At 69.1% G+C, this 14,447-nt stretch carries 12 protein-coding genes and 2 pseudogenes; 8 read left to right on the forward strand and 6 right to left on the reverse strand.

Translation table 11 applies throughout. The features are described from left to right. Positions 1-84: 84 nt before the first annotated feature. Both ACWD3H_RS39515 and ACWD3H_RS39520 read right to left on the reverse strand, forming a co-directional pair. Positions 85-1,251, reverse strand: a complete 1,167-nt coding sequence (locus ACWD3H_RS39515) for an ArgE/DapE family deacylase (protein WP_451958662.1) — start codon at positions 1,249-1,251, stop codon at positions 85-87. Between the two features lie 206 nt (positions 1,252-1,457). Further along, the gene (locus ACWD3H_RS39520) at positions 1,458-2,558 is read right to left on the reverse strand and encodes a diaminopropionate ammonia-lyase (protein WP_355556025.1); all 1,101 of its coding nucleotides are present in this window, start codon (positions 2,556-2,558) and stop codon (positions 1,458-1,460) included. A gap of 116 nt (positions 2,559-2,674) precedes the next feature. Between ACWD3H_RS39520 and ACWD3H_RS39525 the strand changes: the two genes are divergently transcribed. The 3 genes from ACWD3H_RS39525 to ACWD3H_RS39535 are packed head-to-tail and all read left to right on the forward strand — an operon-like array spanning position 2,675 to position 4,542. Beyond that, positions 2,675-3,595: a LysR family transcriptional regulator gene (locus ACWD3H_RS39525; RefSeq protein ID WP_451958663.1), complete on the forward strand. Its 921-nt coding sequence runs from the start codon at positions 2,675-2,677 to the stop codon at positions 3,593-3,595. A gap of 8 nt (positions 3,596-3,603) precedes the next feature. Then, on the forward strand, positions 3,604-3,738 hold the full coding sequence (locus ACWD3H_RS39530; RefSeq protein WP_451958664.1) for a hypothetical protein: 135 nt from the start codon (positions 3,604-3,606) through the stop codon (positions 3,736-3,738). A gap of 15 nt (positions 3,739-3,753) precedes the next feature. Beyond that, positions 3,754-4,542, forward strand: a complete 789-nt coding sequence (locus ACWD3H_RS39535; protein ID WP_451958665.1) for an inositol monophosphatase family protein — start codon at positions 3,754-3,756, stop codon at positions 4,540-4,542. A gap of 120 nt (positions 4,543-4,662) precedes the next feature. Here the strand turns inward: ACWD3H_RS39535 and ACWD3H_RS39540 are convergent, their stop codons facing one another. Beyond that, the gene (locus ACWD3H_RS39540) at positions 4,663-5,223 is read right to left on the reverse strand and encodes an isochorismatase family protein (RefSeq protein ID WP_355556017.1); all 561 of its coding nucleotides are present in this window, start codon (positions 5,221-5,223) and stop codon (positions 4,663-4,665) included. Between the two features lie 162 nt (positions 5,224-5,385). On the opposite strand from ACWD3H_RS39540, the pseudogene trpD reads away from it, so the two are divergent. Further along, a pseudogene (trpD, locus tag ACWD3H_RS39545) lies at positions 5,386-6,093 on the forward strand (anthranilate phosphoribosyltransferase); the annotation flags it as partial. Positions 6,094-6,267: 174 nt separating this feature from the next. Here the strand turns inward: trpD and ACWD3H_RS39550 are convergent. After that, the gene (locus ACWD3H_RS39550; RefSeq protein ID WP_350926118.1) at positions 6,268-6,699 is read right to left on the reverse strand and encodes a nuclear transport factor 2 family protein; all 432 of its coding nucleotides are present in this window, start codon (positions 6,697-6,699) and stop codon (positions 6,268-6,270) included. 93 nt (positions 6,700-6,792) lie between these two features. Here ACWD3H_RS39550 and ACWD3H_RS39555 point away from each other — a divergent pair, with 93 nt between their 5' ends. Beyond that, positions 6,793-7,362: a PadR family transcriptional regulator gene (locus ACWD3H_RS39555; RefSeq protein ID WP_451958666.1), complete on the forward strand. Its 570-nt coding sequence runs from the start codon at positions 6,793-6,795 to the stop codon at positions 7,360-7,362. After that, positions 7,349-8,194: an SGNH/GDSL hydrolase family protein gene (locus ACWD3H_RS39560; RefSeq protein WP_451958667.1), complete on the forward strand. Its 846-nt coding sequence runs from the start codon at positions 7,349-7,351 to the stop codon at positions 8,192-8,194. Before ACWD3H_RS39555 ends, ACWD3H_RS39560 begins: the two co-directional genes overlap by 14 nt. Before the next feature lie 53 nt (positions 8,195-8,247). On the opposite strand, the gene ACWD3H_RS39565 is transcribed toward ACWD3H_RS39560, so the two are convergent. Together ACWD3H_RS39565 and ACWD3H_RS39570 are read right to left on the reverse strand one after the other, a co-directional pair. Then, positions 8,248-12,588, reverse strand: coding sequence for a caspase, EACC1-associated type (locus ACWD3H_RS39565; protein WP_451958668.1), 4,341 nt, complete (start codon positions 12,586-12,588; stop codon positions 8,248-8,250). Positions 12,589-12,598: 10 nt separating this feature from the next. After that, positions 12,599-12,988 carry an effector-associated constant component EACC1 gene (locus tag ACWD3H_RS39570; RefSeq protein WP_451958669.1) on the reverse strand — a complete coding sequence of 130 codons (390 nt, stop codon included), beginning with the start codon at positions 12,986-12,988 and terminating at the stop codon, positions 12,599-12,601. An 827-nt stretch (positions 12,989-13,815) separates the two neighbouring features. On the opposite strand from ACWD3H_RS39570, the gene ACWD3H_RS39575 reads away from it, so the two are divergent. After that, positions 13,816-14,109, forward strand: a complete 294-nt coding sequence (locus ACWD3H_RS39575; protein ID WP_350926108.1) for a DUF2795 domain-containing protein — start codon at positions 13,816-13,818, stop codon at positions 14,107-14,109. Positions 14,110-14,247: 138 nt separating this feature from the next. Continuing rightward, positions 14,248-14,447 (forward strand): annotated as a pseudogene (locus tag ACWD3H_RS39580) (permease); the annotation flags it as partial.

Here is a 14,447-nt window from a genome sequence, read left to right on the forward strand (position 1 = left end):
ACACAGATAGTGATTCGACATGTAGGCCCTCCACTCGGGTCGACGCCACCAGAGGCAAAGTAGCTGTGAGTGATCGCTACATCATCAACAGAAGTCCGCGATGGTGTCGGTGAGGATCTCGGCCACTCGGTGCAGGGAGGCGATGTCGACCCACTCAGTGGCCGCGTGGGCACCCCCGCCGTCGACGCCGAAGAGCAGACAGGGAATGCCGGCCCGATCCAGCAACGCACAGTCGGTCCAGAAAGACTCGGCTCGCACCACAGGCGGATGGCCGAGGGCCCTTGTCGCGTGGCGCGTGAGGGTGCATACGATCGCGGCCTGCGGGTCGGCCTCGAAGGGCCGGCGACACAGACCGCGGGACAGCCGGTAGCGGAAGTCCGGGACCACGGCGGCCAGGTGGTCGAGGACCGCGGTCAGCTCCCGTTCCACGGTGTCGGCGTTCTCGCCGGGTACGGTGCGGCGCTCCAGCGTGACGCGGCAGCGCGCCGGGTAGGTGGACGGCTCCTCCCCACCCTGGATAACGGAGGCGTGCACCGTCCCCGTCCCCAGAAGCGGGTGCGCCGGCCCCCGGGCGAGGCGCTGCCCCAGCTCCTCCAGCGCGACGAGGAAGTGACCGGCCTTGACGATGGCGTCGATGCCCAGCTCAGGACGGGACCCGTGAGCCGCTCGCCCCTCGATCTCCACCTCGAACCAGGCGAAACCCTTGTGCGCGAGGGTCACTTCGAGATGACTCGGCTCGGTGACGATCGCCGCATCGGCGCTGAAGGAGTTGAGGACCTCTTCGGTGCCCAGACTGCCGTGCTCCTCGTCGGCGACGCAGGCGAGGACGACATCTCCCCGGAGGCGCCCCTGGGCCGTGGCGCGCGCGGCGGCGATCATCATGGCCGCGATACCGCTCTTCATGTCGAAGGCTCCGCGACCGAACATCTTTCCGTCACGGATCCGCGGTTCGAGCGGGTCGCCCTCGTAGCCGGCCAGGCCGACGGTGTCGAGATGGCCATTGAGCATCAGTGACCGTCCACCGCCGGTGCCACGAGCGATCGCGACCAGTGAGGGACGGCCGGCACGCTTCTCCAGGCGGTGCACCTCGAAGCCACGGGTGGCCAACCATTCACCGCAGAAATCGGCGATGACCGTCTCGCCCACACCGCCGGGCACCAGTTCGGGGTTGACGGAGTCGATGGCGATGAGCCTGGCGAGGAGGGCAGCCGGGTCTGACGTATCGGGGAGCATGCGGACCTTCCACAGCACTGTCGCCTCCCTGGCACGGGAACGGGCGAGACGGTAAGGAGTGCGAGACGATCTACCTTCGAGCACCGTGCACCACTCGTTTCACCTCGTCCAGCGAAAAATTCTGAGCAGTACGCTTCGGAAGCCCCGAACGGTCGCCGTCTCGAAGCCGGGAAGGGCCTGCGTCGACGTATGCGAACCAGCCCGACAGGCCAAAACAGATGAGCTCAGACATCCGGAGTGGCATGCGGATTGGCCGCACTGCCCTCGGTGCACAGCAACACCACCGTCGAGGCAGGACCAAGCCCCAGCGTGGTACGGCGCTCGCCGGCGCCGTCGCCGGTGAGCACAGCGCGGACGCCGGCGAGCGAGGCCGCACCGCAGGGGCCACAGGAAACACCGAGGGCGGCGAGGTCACCGGCTGCGCGGGCGCTGTCGGCATCGGCGATGGCCACGGCGGCATCCAGCCCATCACGCAGGTAAGGCCAGGCGATAGTGGAGGGTGTGCCGCAGTTCAGACCGGCCATGATGGTCTCACCGGTGGTAACGCTGACCGGTTCGCCACGCACGAGGCTCTCGATGACACAGGGGGCGGCCACAGGTTCCACCGACAACAGCGCCGGGGCCGGCCCCGCCGGACGACTGCGGTAGTGGGTGACGACGGCCTGGGCCAGCGAGCCCACGCCCACCGGGATGGCGACAAGATCGGGCATCCCGGCTCCAGCCGCCGTCAACTGCTCGTCGATTTCGGCACAGAGGGTGGAATAGCCCTCGACGATCCAACCGGGGATCTGCTCATAGCCCGGCCAGGCGGTGTCCTGGACCAGAACCGTATCCAACGCGGCGGCCGCCTCGGCCGCCCGGCGCACCGCCTCGTCGTACGAGCCCGCGACCTGAACGACCTCGGCCTGCTCGGCGGCGATGGCCGCCACAGCCCTCGGATGAACACCCCACGGGATGAAAACGCGGGCGCGCTGGCCGAGCAGACGTGCCATATGAGCCACAGCGCGGCCATGGTTGCCGTCGGTGGCGGTCACCAACGTGACCGGACCCGCCCGCTCGGCAAGGGCACGGTGCACCGCCCAGGATGCGCCCAGCACCTTGAAAGCGGGAAGCCCCAGACGAGACGACTCATCCTTGACGAAGACCCGCCCAACCCCCAGCTCGACGGCGAGCCAGGGAAGTTCGATCAGCGAGGTGGGGGCGTACTCGAACAGGGAGGCATGGAACTCCCGCACCTCGGCGGGGGCGGGCGCACAGGTCCAGAACCTGGCGGCGGGCCGCGCGAACCACGGCAGCGTACGGACGGAAGAAGCGATCTCAGGCATCGCAGCCAGCGTGCGGCACACACTCCAATCGGTCCAGCGAATGTTTCCGACCTATATTCATCGGAGAAACCAACTGATCAAAAGCTCGCCGCGGCGACGAAGAGAACGGTCCGCCGATGTTCGACCTGCACCGACTACGCCTGCTGCGCGAGCTCAAGCACCGCGGCACCCTCGCGGCCGTCGCCGCCGCCCTCTCCTACAGCCCTTCCTCCGTCTCCCAGCAGCTCTCCCAACTGGAGGCGGAGGCCGGTGTCCGGCTACTGGAGCCGATCGGGCGACGCGTGCGGCTGACCGAGCAGGCGGAGATCCTCGTCGCCCATACCGAAGCGGTGCTGAAACGCCTGGAGCGCGCCGAGGCGGACATCGCCGCCTCCCTGACCGATCTGACCGGGACCCTGCGCGTCGCCTCGTTCCAGACCGCCACCCTCGCCCTGATACCCAGCGCACTGAACATCCTGCGCGATCTTCACCCCGGCCTTCGGACCCACGTCACACAGATGCCGCCGGAAACGGCCCTGCCCGCACTTCAGGCCCGCGACTTCGACCTGGTCATCGCCGAGGAGTACCCGGGCAATCCCAACCCCCGGCCCGCCGAACTGGAACAGGAAGACCTGCTCGACGACTTCCTCCGCCTCGCGCTGCCCGAACCGGCCGATGACGCGGACGGCCCCACGGCGTCGCTGCGCTCACTCGCCGACCGTCCCTGGGCCATGGAACCCGAGGGTACGGCAGCCCGCCACTGGGCCATGACCCTGTGCCGGAACGCCGGCTTCGAACCCGACGTACGGTTCGAGACCACCGACCTCCTGATCCATCTTCGCCTCGTCGAACAGGGCCACGCCGTCGCACTGCTTCCCGACCTCGTATGGATCGGACAGTCCCCGACCGTCACACTGCGGCAACTTCCCCGCGGCCAGCGGACACGCCGCATCTTCACCGCGGTACGCCGAGGCCGCAGCCAGCACCCCGCCATCAAGGCATGCCGCCACGCACTCCGGCAGGCCGCCACAGAAGCGACGGCCCCGATCGACACCTGACAGGGAGGGTGCGCAACCGGGTCATCAAGGCCGCCACCGTCGAGTACCGGATGCTCGGCTGCCTGCGGGGCCGCAAGGTCTACGACGAGCTCGCGGCCTTCCGCCGCACTGTGCACCGGTGTCAGGCGGCCGACCCCGCCTGATCTATCCTGCGGCTCATGCCGATCACCGACGTTGAGCTGGCCCGTACGGCGACGCAGGCGGGAGCAGCCGTCGTGCGCACCATGTTCGGCGCGCCGCTGACGCGCCTGGAGAAATCCGGTGGTGACTTCGCCACGGCCGCCGACGTGCAAGCGGAGCAGGCCATCCTTGATGTCATTCGCACCGCCCGGCCCGGTGATGCCGTGACCGGCGAGGAGAGCGGGTCTACGGGCCCGGCGGGGGCGGAGCGCATGTGGCTGGTCGACCCTCTGTGCGGCACGCTGAACTACGCCGTGCACACCATGCTGGCGGCGGTGAACGTCGCCCTGCGCGTGGGCCCGGACATCACGGTGGCGGCCTCGGCCGACCCGTTCGCCGACGAAGTGTTCTGGACCGACGGCGTCCGCGCCTACATCCGCCGCGGCGGCCTGGACGAGCCGCTCAAGCCGTCGCCGGATTCGCGGCTGGTGGACGTCAACCTCGACCCGCCGTTCCCGAACTCACCCGCCTTCCGTGCTGCCGCCCTGCTCGCCGATCCGGGGTTCGCCGAGCGGTTCCGCCCGCGCGTCGTCTCCACCACCCTGGCGGTGGCCTGGGTCGCCGCCGGTCGGCGAGCCGCCTACGTCACCGACGGCCGGCTCCATGACAGCGTGCACTTCGCCGCCGGGATCGCGTTGTGCCGGGCCGCCGGCTGTGTGCTGACCGGCCTCGACGGTCGGCCGCCGCATACCGGCGCGGGCGGGCTCATCGTCGCGGCCGACCAGGAAACCCACGCGGCGCTGCTGGACCTCATCCGCAACCAGTAGTCCCGTCAGCGGGAGCGAATCGAGAGCTCGTCCACAGAACCGTACATCGCCGCAGGTCAACTGTTGTCCGAGTCCTGACCGCTCAGCCCGCGGACGGACCCGGTCCGTGTCGCACAGGCTTCAGGAGGTGCCGCCGAAGTCGACATCCTTGGTCTCGACCGTCCCAGCCGTCCGCCCCGGCGCCGTCTGGTGGGTCCAGTACAGGTTCGTGTGCGCGATGACCCGGTCCGGCGGCGGCGCCCCCCATGCCGTCTGGTCCTCCGTCGTGTGGGCGTCGCCGACAAGGGTCGTGTCGTATCCCCTGACGAACGCGCCATGGAGCGTCGAGCGGATGCACCAATCGGTCTGCGCGCCGACGACGACGAGTCGCCCGACGCCAAGGCCCGACAGCACGGTCTCCAGCGCGGTGTCTTCGAAGGAGTCGCCGTAGTTCTTCTCGACAAGCGGCTCGGCGTCGCCCGGAGTCAGCTCGGGGACGATCCGCCAGTCGTCGCTCCCTCTCGCGAGCTGCTCATCGGAGTGCTGGATCCAGACAACGGGGACCCGCTCCCGCCGCGCCTTCTCGACAAGGCTGCCAACGTTCGCGACGACCGCGTCGCGCTCGTGAGCTCCCACGACGACACCGTTCTGCACGTCGACGACGAGAAGTGCGGTGTTCGGCCGGTTCTCGAGGGTGGTCATGGTCTCCCCTTACTCACGCTGGGTTTCTGTGCCCACTCACGGTAGACCGGCCCACCGACAACGGGCGGAACGAACCTCGGACCGCCCCGCCCAATGACATGGAGGTGAGGAGGAAACCCTCCCGCGGCCTTCGCCCTCGCCTGCGAACCGCGGGCCTCCGGCGTCGCGTCACCCTCGTCCGGTGGGGCCGCCGACCTGATCGAACACCTCGGCGTGTCCCTGGCCTCGGCCCCGGAGCAGGCGGCACGGGAAGCCGCCGAAGCGGGCATCACCTTCCTGTTCGCCCCGAACTTCAACCCCGCCCTGCGCCACGTCGCCGCGGTACGCCGGGAGTTGGCCGTGCCGACCGCGTTCAACATCCTGGGACCGTTGGTCAATCCGGCCGACCCCCGGCACCAGGTCGTCGGCGTGGCGGATCCGCGGATGACACCGGTGGTGGCTGAACTCCTGGCCGCACACGGATTGTCCGCTCTGGTCGTTCGGGGGCACGACGGACTCGACAAACTCACCACTGTGACCACGTCACAGGTCTGGGTGGTGTGCGACGGCGACGTCACCGAGACCTTGCTCGACCCTCGCGACCTCGGTGTGCCGCGTGCCGAACCCTCGGCGCTGCGCGGCGGCGACGCGGCCGGCAACGCCCGCGTCCTGCGAGCCCTACTCGGCGGAGAACGCGGACCGATCCGCGACGTCGTCCTCCTCAACGCCGCGGCCGCCCTGGTGACGGTCACCCCTTCTACGGCCCCCCTCACCGACCGGCTCGCCGCGGGGATGGCACGCTGCGCCGAGGCCGTCGACAACGGAGCGGCCGAGGCGACACTGGGCCGATGGATCTCCACCAATCACACCGATCGGCCTTCGCGGACCTGACCTGACCCGGCCCATCAGGGAAGGGACCTGTTCGGTGTCATGGACAAGCGGCTCGACCCGGGGTTTCCGGTCGGCATGTCACTCGCGCTCTGCCGAGGCAGCCGCGTCGGCAGAGCCGGGCGGCTCACACCGGTCAGCCTGAAGGCAGGGCCGCCCGTGCTGCCATGACTCTTTCTAGTGATCGGCCGGGGCCGGGACGAGGCCGTCGGCGACCAGACCGGCGAGGACCGCCTCGCCCAGGGCGTGCACCGCGGACTGCGGACGGACCATCACGGTGAACTCCTTGATCCGCTCCTCGTGGTCGAGATGCAACAGGTCGATGCCGTGAATCTGCCTGCCGTTCACGGTGGCCCGGAAGAGCAGGACCACCGACGGGGCCTCAGTACCGTCGGCGCAGGTCTCGGCGGTGCCGTCGAAGTGCCCGATGTAGCGGAAGTCCTCGAAGGTACGCATGAGGACCCCGAAGAGCCCCAACACCATCGGCCTGCCCTCGAAGGGACTGAACTTCACCGGACTGTAGAGCCGGACGTCCTCGGTGAACAGGTCGTCCAGAGCGGTGAGGTCGCGGCTGTCGACAGCGGCGCGGAAGCGGTCCGCGGTGGCCATGGCTTCTCCCAGATAGTCATGGATGTGATTAGTCAGTTTCTTTACTACCATGGGCGTGAGTTCCGTGGACAGAGGTGGAAAAGAGGTGGTCCGATGGCTTTGCGTCACGCCGTGCTGGCGGCGCTTCTCGACGAGGAGCTGAGCGGATACCAGTTGGCCAAGGCGTTTGACCTGGGGGTGGCGAACTTCTGGCACGCGCTGCCACAGCAGCTGTACGCCGAGCTGACCAGGCTGGAGAAGGAAGAGCTGATCACCGGCCGTGAGGTGGTCCAGGAAACCCGGCCCAACAAGCGCCTGTTCCGGGTCACCGACGCCGGACTGGCCGAGCTGGAACAGTTCGCGGCGAGCACCCCCAAGCCCTCCTTCATCCGTGACGACCTGCTCGTCAAGGTCCAGGCCGCCGGCCACGTCGACACCGAGATACTGATCGCGCAGCTCACCGAACGGGCCACCTTCGCCGAGGCCAAGATCGCGCTGTTCGACGCACTGTTGCGGAAGATACGCGGTGACCGCAGCGAGGAGGATTTCCTGCGCTACGGCGAGCGGATCGGGCCCTATCTGACCTGCCTGCGCGGCCTGGACTTCGAACGGGGCAACCGGGACTGGTGCGAACGCGCCGTGGCGATCCTGCGGGAGCGGCGGGCGGCCCATGCCCAGCGATGACCACCTGCGCTTCGTCGCCCTGGGCGACAGCCAGACCGAGGGGCTCGGCGACGGCGACGACACCGTGGGCCTGCGGGGGTGGGCCGACCGGCTCGCCGAGCGGCTCGCGCTGCACGACCCCGGCGTCCAGTACGCCAACCTGGCCGTACGCGGCCGCCTCGCCGCGCAGGTTCACCGGGAACAGCTCGCACCCGCCCTCGCGCTACGCCCCGACCTGGCCACCGTCGTCGCCGGGGTCAACGACCTGCTGCGGCCCCGATTCGACGCTGACGAGGTCGCCGGCCACCTGGAGGCGATGTTCGCGGCGCTCACCGCCCAAGGTGCCCGCGTCGCGACTGTCACCTTCCCCGACGTCGCACGGATCACCCCGCTCGCCCGCCCGATCAGCTCCCGCGTCATCGCCCTGAACCACCGCATCCGGCAGGCGGCACACCGGCACCGCGTCGTCGTCGCCGAGACCTTCCACCATCCGGTGGTCACCGACCCCCGGCTGTGGTGCCCGGACCGGCTCCACGCCAGCCCGCTCGGCCACGAACGGATCGCCGCCGCCGTCGCCCACGCCCTCGACCTGCCCGGTAGCGACGACTCCTGGACCCAGCCGCTGACCGACCCGCGAGCAGCCGTCCCCGCCGGCTGGCGCACCGCGGCAGGCGAACTACGATGGGCCGCCTCCTTCCTCGGTCCCTGGCTCGGCAGGCGCCTGCGCGGCCGCTCCTCCGGCGACGGCCGCACGGCCAAACGCCCGAATCTCCTTCCCCTGCACGCTGCTTTCGCAAGTGGCGAGACGAAGGAGAACGGCACACGCCCCGGCGACGCTCCCCGGCTCTCATGAACGATCCTTTGTCCGGATTCGAACGCGCCCACAGCTTGCTGAAACCCCGCGGCTCACCCGCATGGCGAAGCGTAGGAGTTGTCCGGAAGGTACTGTCCCCATTCCTTCCTGGTGATGGGTGTGCCGGAGGCCGCGCAGATCCTCTTCTCGGCCAGTGTGACGTCGGTGCTCCAGAACTGGGCGGTCATGTCCGCCGAGGTGGTGGCAAGGGTGCCGGTCCTGGGATGAAACAGTACGCTGGACACCTTTCCCCAGTGGCCGGACAGGACCGCCCAGAGCCGCGGATCCGTCACGTCGTCCACCTTCCAGAGGCGCACCGTCTGGTCGGCGGAGGCGGTCGCCAGCATCCGGTCGTCGGGGCTGAACGCCACCGACTTCACCGCCGCCGAGTGGCCGCGCACCTCGGAGAGCTGCCGCGGCTTGGAAGGGGTGGACACATCCCATACGCGTGCGGTTCCGTCGTTGGACGCCGTGGCCATGCGGGTGCCGTCGGAGTTGAAGGTCACGGAGTTGACGTCGACGGAGTGGGCGGTGATCTTGGAGAGCATCGAGAGGTGACCTGGGTCCGAGGCGTTCCATATCGTCACGGTCCTGTCGGCGGACGCGGTGGCCAGGTATCTCCCGTCTGGACTGAAGGTGATGTCCCAGGCGGCGTCGCCGTGTACGCGCCTGTCGAACAACAGTTTCGGCTTGGCCGGCGTGGACAGGTCCCACAGCTGGACGGAACCGCACCCGCACGCCATGGCCAGCAGTTTCCCGTCCGGGGCGAACGCCACCGCGTCGGCCCTGCCGGCATTGCTCCTGAGCGTGGACAGGAGCCGGGGTTTCGCGGGATTCGCGATGTCCCACAGGCGCCCAAGCCCACAGCCGCACGCCGTGGCCAGCAGTTTCGCGTCGCGGCTCAGCGCGACCCCCTCGATGGTGTTGTTCTCTTCCTGGAGGCTGGCCAGGAATGTCGCCTTTGAGAAGTTTGAGATGTCCCATAGGCGAGCGGTGCGGTCGATGGACCCGGTGACGGCGAACCTTCCGTCGGCGCTGAGCGCCAGGCTCGTGACGGCGTCGGTGTGCCCCCTGAGTGTGGGCAGGGATGTGATGATCCCGGGGCCGTCTATGTTCCACAGGCGGGTTGCGCCGTCCGAGGAGGCCGTCGCCAGGGTATGTCCGTCCGGGCTGAAAGCCACCTGCTGAACCTCCGCGAGGTGACTGCCCAGTGCCAGGAGAAACAAGGGCTTCTTCGGGTCGGCCACGTTCCACAGGTAGGCGAGGTTGTCAGCCGAGGCTGCGGCGACCATGAACCCGTTCGGGCTGAACTCGACTCCGTAGAGACGCTCCTTCGCGGGGTAGGAACTGCTCAACCTCGCCGGCCGAGCTGGTCGTGACACGTCCCACAGGGACATGCCCCAGTCTTCTGAGGCGCTGGCCAGGGTTTTCCCGTCAGGGCTGAAGGAGACGGCGCTCACCGCGTTGACGTGCCCCTTCAGTGTGGAGACGTGCTTGGGCCGCCTGCCGTCCGAGATGTTCCACAGCCGGATGGTGGTGTCGTTGGAGGCCGTGGCCAGCATCCGCCCGTCTGTGCTGAAGGCGACTTCCCGCACTCCGGCCCGGTGGCCTTTCAGCGTGGAGAGGAGCCCGGGTCGCCCCGGGTCCGAGACATTCCAGAGCTTCGCCGTCCCGTCCTCCGAGGCGGTGGCCATCGTCCCGACGGCACTGAAAGCGATGCCGGTGACCGTTTCCCGATGCCCGGCCACAACAGCCGTCATCTTCGGCCTCCCGGGAACGGCGACGTCCCAGAGCCGGGCCACGCCACCGCTGGAGGCCGTGGCGAGCAGGTGACCGTCTCGGCTGAACGCGACCCCGGTCACGGGGCGGGAATCCACCTTCAGTTCCGCCAGCTTCCCTGGCCGGCTCCGGTCGGAGATGTCCCACATCTCGACCGCACCGTCCGCGTAGGCCACGGCGACGCTTCCCCCCTGAGGGGCGAACGTGACATCGTACGCCTGGGCGTGATCGGCGATGATCCTGGTCGGCATGGCCCGCGAGAGGGTCGACAGCAGCGCTCCCCGCGATTCGGGGGTCACGCTGACCTGGTACGCGGCGAGATTCAACTGGGCGCCCAGCGTCCTGTCCGTGAGCCGGTTGCCGATGTCGGCGGCCCGTTGCGAGGTCACGTCGTCGCGTTGTTCCTGGACGGTCCTGCGCTGCAGGAAGGCGGTCCCTCCCGCCCCCATGGCGACCAGCAGGAGCAGGGTGAGCGCCGCGATCACCTGGCGGGTGATCCGCGTGCGGCGGCGACCCAGCCGGGTGCCCGCGTCCAGGAAGGCGGTCTCCAGCGGTTGGAGATCCCCCTGCTCCAGCTCGGCCGTGATCGTCCGCGCCGCGACCAGGCGGGTGTCGGTGTAGAGGTACGAGGGGTCGCGGCCGTGCTGGTCCCAGGCGGCGGAGTCCTCCGCCAGCTGCTGCTGGATCATGAGGTTCGACCGGTTGTCGCCGATCCACGCCCCCAGCTGGGGCCAGGCCCGGATGAGGGCCTCATGGGCGATCTGGACGGTGTTCTCGTCGACGGTGACCAGGCGCGCGGCGACGAACTCGTCCAGCGCTCGCCGGGCGGGCGCATGACCGGCCGAGGCGGGCGGTGGGAGCAGGTCAGGCAGCGCGACGACCCGGCGGGTGTCCTCGGCCCCCTCCTGAATATGCACCAACCTCAGCAGGATCCGCCGTGCCGTTCTGGCACCGTCGTCGTCGAGCCGTGACAGGGCCGCGTCCGCGCTGGCGGCGATGGCACGGTCGATGCCGCCGGTGGCGTGGTACCCGGCCAGGGTCAGTATCTGTCCCTCCCGGTGCTGCCAGGTGGCGAGCAGCGCGTGCGAGAGCAGGGGCAGGGAGGCCCCCGCGCTCGCGGCCATGGCGCTGCTGGTCGCGCCGAGCTCACGCAGCAGGAGATTCACCAGGCCGTCCTGCAGAGCCAGGCCGGAGAGCATCGCCGGCCTCTCGATCGCCTCACGCAGTTGGGCGGCGGTCATCGGCCCGACGACGATGGGCTGTTCCAGGGCCGCGACCAGCCAGGGGTACCGGCTGCAGTGGCCGTAGAAGTCGGCGCGCACGCCGATGACGACGGTGGCCGCGGGCTCTTCCCGCTCCCCGCGGCAGGCCGCGCAGATCGCCTCGACGAAGGCCCGCCGCGCGCGCTCGTCGGCGCAGGCGGTGAACACCTCCTCGAACTGGTCGACGATCACCACCGGCCTGCCGGACACGCGAGGCACTTCTCGCAGGACGGCGCTCAGCGCATCCGGATTCTTCGCGATCTCGGTGGGCGGAACACGGGACGGCTCCGCCGGGAGCCTCGACATGCGTTCGGCCAGTCTGCCCAGAGGGTCGTCACCGGGGGTGATCAGCAGATGCGGGCGGCCGGCCTGCCGGAGGGCCGGGATCAGCCCTGCCCCCAGCAGCGACGACTTCCCCGAGCCCGAGGACCCCACCACCGCGAGCGGGACACCACCGGCGGGGCCCTCCATCACCCGGGCCCGCAGCACCTCGGTGAGCTCGTCACGGCCGAAGAAAAGGTGGGCGTCCTGCGGGCCGAACGCGGCCAGTCCCTGGTAGGGGCTGAAGCCATCCGGGCCGCCTGCCTCGGACGGCAGGTCGGGGGGAACGGGAGCCCGGTAGGCGGGGTTGGGGGCCAGTGGAAGGGTGTCGGTGTGATCGGTGGCCTGGCGGCGTGGCCGTGGCAGTCCCTCCCCGGCCAGGGAACGATCCAAGGAGCGGTAGAGCGCGTCAAGGGTGAACTCGCGCGGACCTCGGGGATCTCCCTCGGTGAGCAGCCGGATCAGCTCGCCGGTGAAGGCGGTGTGCGGCTGCCCCGGACGGGTCCAGGCGCTTTCCTGCCCGCTCGCCGAGGCGAGCAGGTAGGTGCCGTGCCGCCAGGTGGTCCCAAACACCTCGTCAGTCGCCGCCGCCACCGGCCCGGACGCCCTGCCGGAGAAACAGCAGTCCAGGCCGATGACGATGAGACGGGCCCGGCAGCGGGACAGGACCTCTCTCACCGTCGGGAACGGCAGTGCCTGGTAGGCCGCCACGCCCCGGCTCAGATCGACGGTGGCCCGCGTGGCCAGATGCAGTTCCCGGTTCGGGCCGATCAGGCCGTGCCCCACGTAGTAGAGGAAGAGCACGTCGGTGGCCGACTCGGCCGCCGACACCAGGGCGGCGCCGATCGCGTTCGGGGTCTGGGGGTCCATGACCCTGGTCAGGTTCAGCGGGTCGAGTCCCGCCCGTTCCACCAGGCAGTCGGCGAGCGCCGCGACCGTCGTCGCGACCGACGGGACCGGCTGGAGGATCGAGTCGGGAGAGTGCGTGGAGGATCCGACCAGCAGGGCCCGGGAGCCGGGGCCGGCGAGCATGCCCGGCATCCTAGGCACCTCCCTCGTCAGGCATCTGGCCCTCGACGGCTCGGACGACCTCCGACACCAGCGCCTGGGTGCCCGCCGCGTCGAGGGCCTTCACCCGTTCCGCGAGCACGTCGACTCTGGACTCCCCGTCCTTGGTGACGATCGTGATCGTCACCTTGCCCGTCCGGTATCGCAGCCAGGCGACCACCAGGGTGGCCAGCACCATCACCGCTCCACCCGGTTCGAGCGCGATCCGCAGCGCCTCGGTCAAAGGCCCGAGGGTGCCCGGGACCGGCGGGGCCTCAAGGGAGCGAACCCGGCCCGCGAGCTCGGGTTCCTCAACCAGCCATTCGTACAGATCGTTCGCGGCGTCTACCGAATCCGGTTCGGAAACGGAAATCTCAATATCCATGGGCTGCTCGTCTCGCGCTTATCCGATGAACGCACTGGAAATACCGGCTGCGGACCGCTTTGAATGTGAGGCACCTGGAACTCCAGGCTGACGCTTATCTCTGGCACGACCTTCGGGCCTCCTCGGCTTCACGGCGCGGCCAAGGAGGTTTTGTTTGTATCCGAGGATGCCGTCACAGGCTCGTTTTGTAAACGGATTGCGTTCGGTGCGCATGCCCTTTCGTGGCACCGCCGCCGGAACCGCCGGGCGGCCGGGTTCGGGCGGAGGCCGACGGGCACCTCGACGCCAAAGGACGGGGGCTCCGGACCTCTCGCTCCACACAGGTCACCGATTCTTCCGCGGGAGCCCCGGCAAAGGTCCGGGCGAGCAACCGCGTCCTTCCCATCACGAAACGGCGGAAAGCCGGGACGGCCTTGACCATCGCGTTTTGTGCCGGGCGAAACGAGGTCGGCGACGCCCGCTGTTGAAATTGTTCCGGTGGAAGTTCGATCGATTCGGAAAGAGCTGTCTTTCTCGGCGGATCGCGGCGGCGCGCACTCCTGAGACGTATTTCCAGGCCAGCGGGCCCGGCCGGGCGCGACGACGCTTTTCTCTTCCTCTCTCCCGCCCCATGGGGCGGCCCGTCCGTACAGCGGATTACTGTGAGCAGGTTATTCGTTTCATGCTAAATATTGAAATTATGTCCGCCGTTTCCCAGAGAAACACGAGCCGCTACCGTCCCACGAGTCCAGCTTGCCGAGTCGCGGGGGAGCTTCGAGGTGGCGGAGATGTTTGCCCAGCGTAAGGCGGGTATGCCCCCCTGTCACAACGCACGAAGGGAACAGCGGATGGAACGGGACAACGCCAACGACAGGCAAAAACTGGGCACCGATCGTGCGCACCAGCCAGGCTCACCCGAAGGGTTGAGCGCGCAGGAGATGGACAGCCGAAGCGACCTGGCCACCTGGATCAGCGGCACGCACGCGTTTCCGGCCGATCGCGAGACTTTACTGGAGCGGGCGCGCGCCCAGTCGGCACCCGACGAGGTGCTCTCGGCCATCCGGTCGCTGCCCGATCGCACCTACGAGAACATGGAAGGCGTCGCCCAGGAACTCGGCCTCGGCGGGGAGCAGCACGACTGACCGCACCGCTCACGGCCGTTCGGACGACTCATGGCTTTCCCCCTGGCCAAGTAGGTGACCCGAGCCCAGGCGGCAAGTCCAAGCTCAGAGATCAGGATTCCGTCGGGAGCACTGGGACGACCTGACACGATAGGGCGCATGTCTGAGCTTCGAACCGGTCAGCGGAGCGTGTGGACCGACGACGACAGCCCGCTCCCCCCTGACTCCTGGGGACGCGCGGGGTCCGCGAGAAGCGCTCTGCCATGGGGGTTCACGCTCGTCATCGTGCTGCTGGTGGTGGGCCGATTCACGTTGGCGCCGTATCTGACGGCGCCCGCGCTGCAGACGTGGGCCACGAT

This window comes from Streptosporangium sp. NPDC002607 (assembly GCF_053592655.1).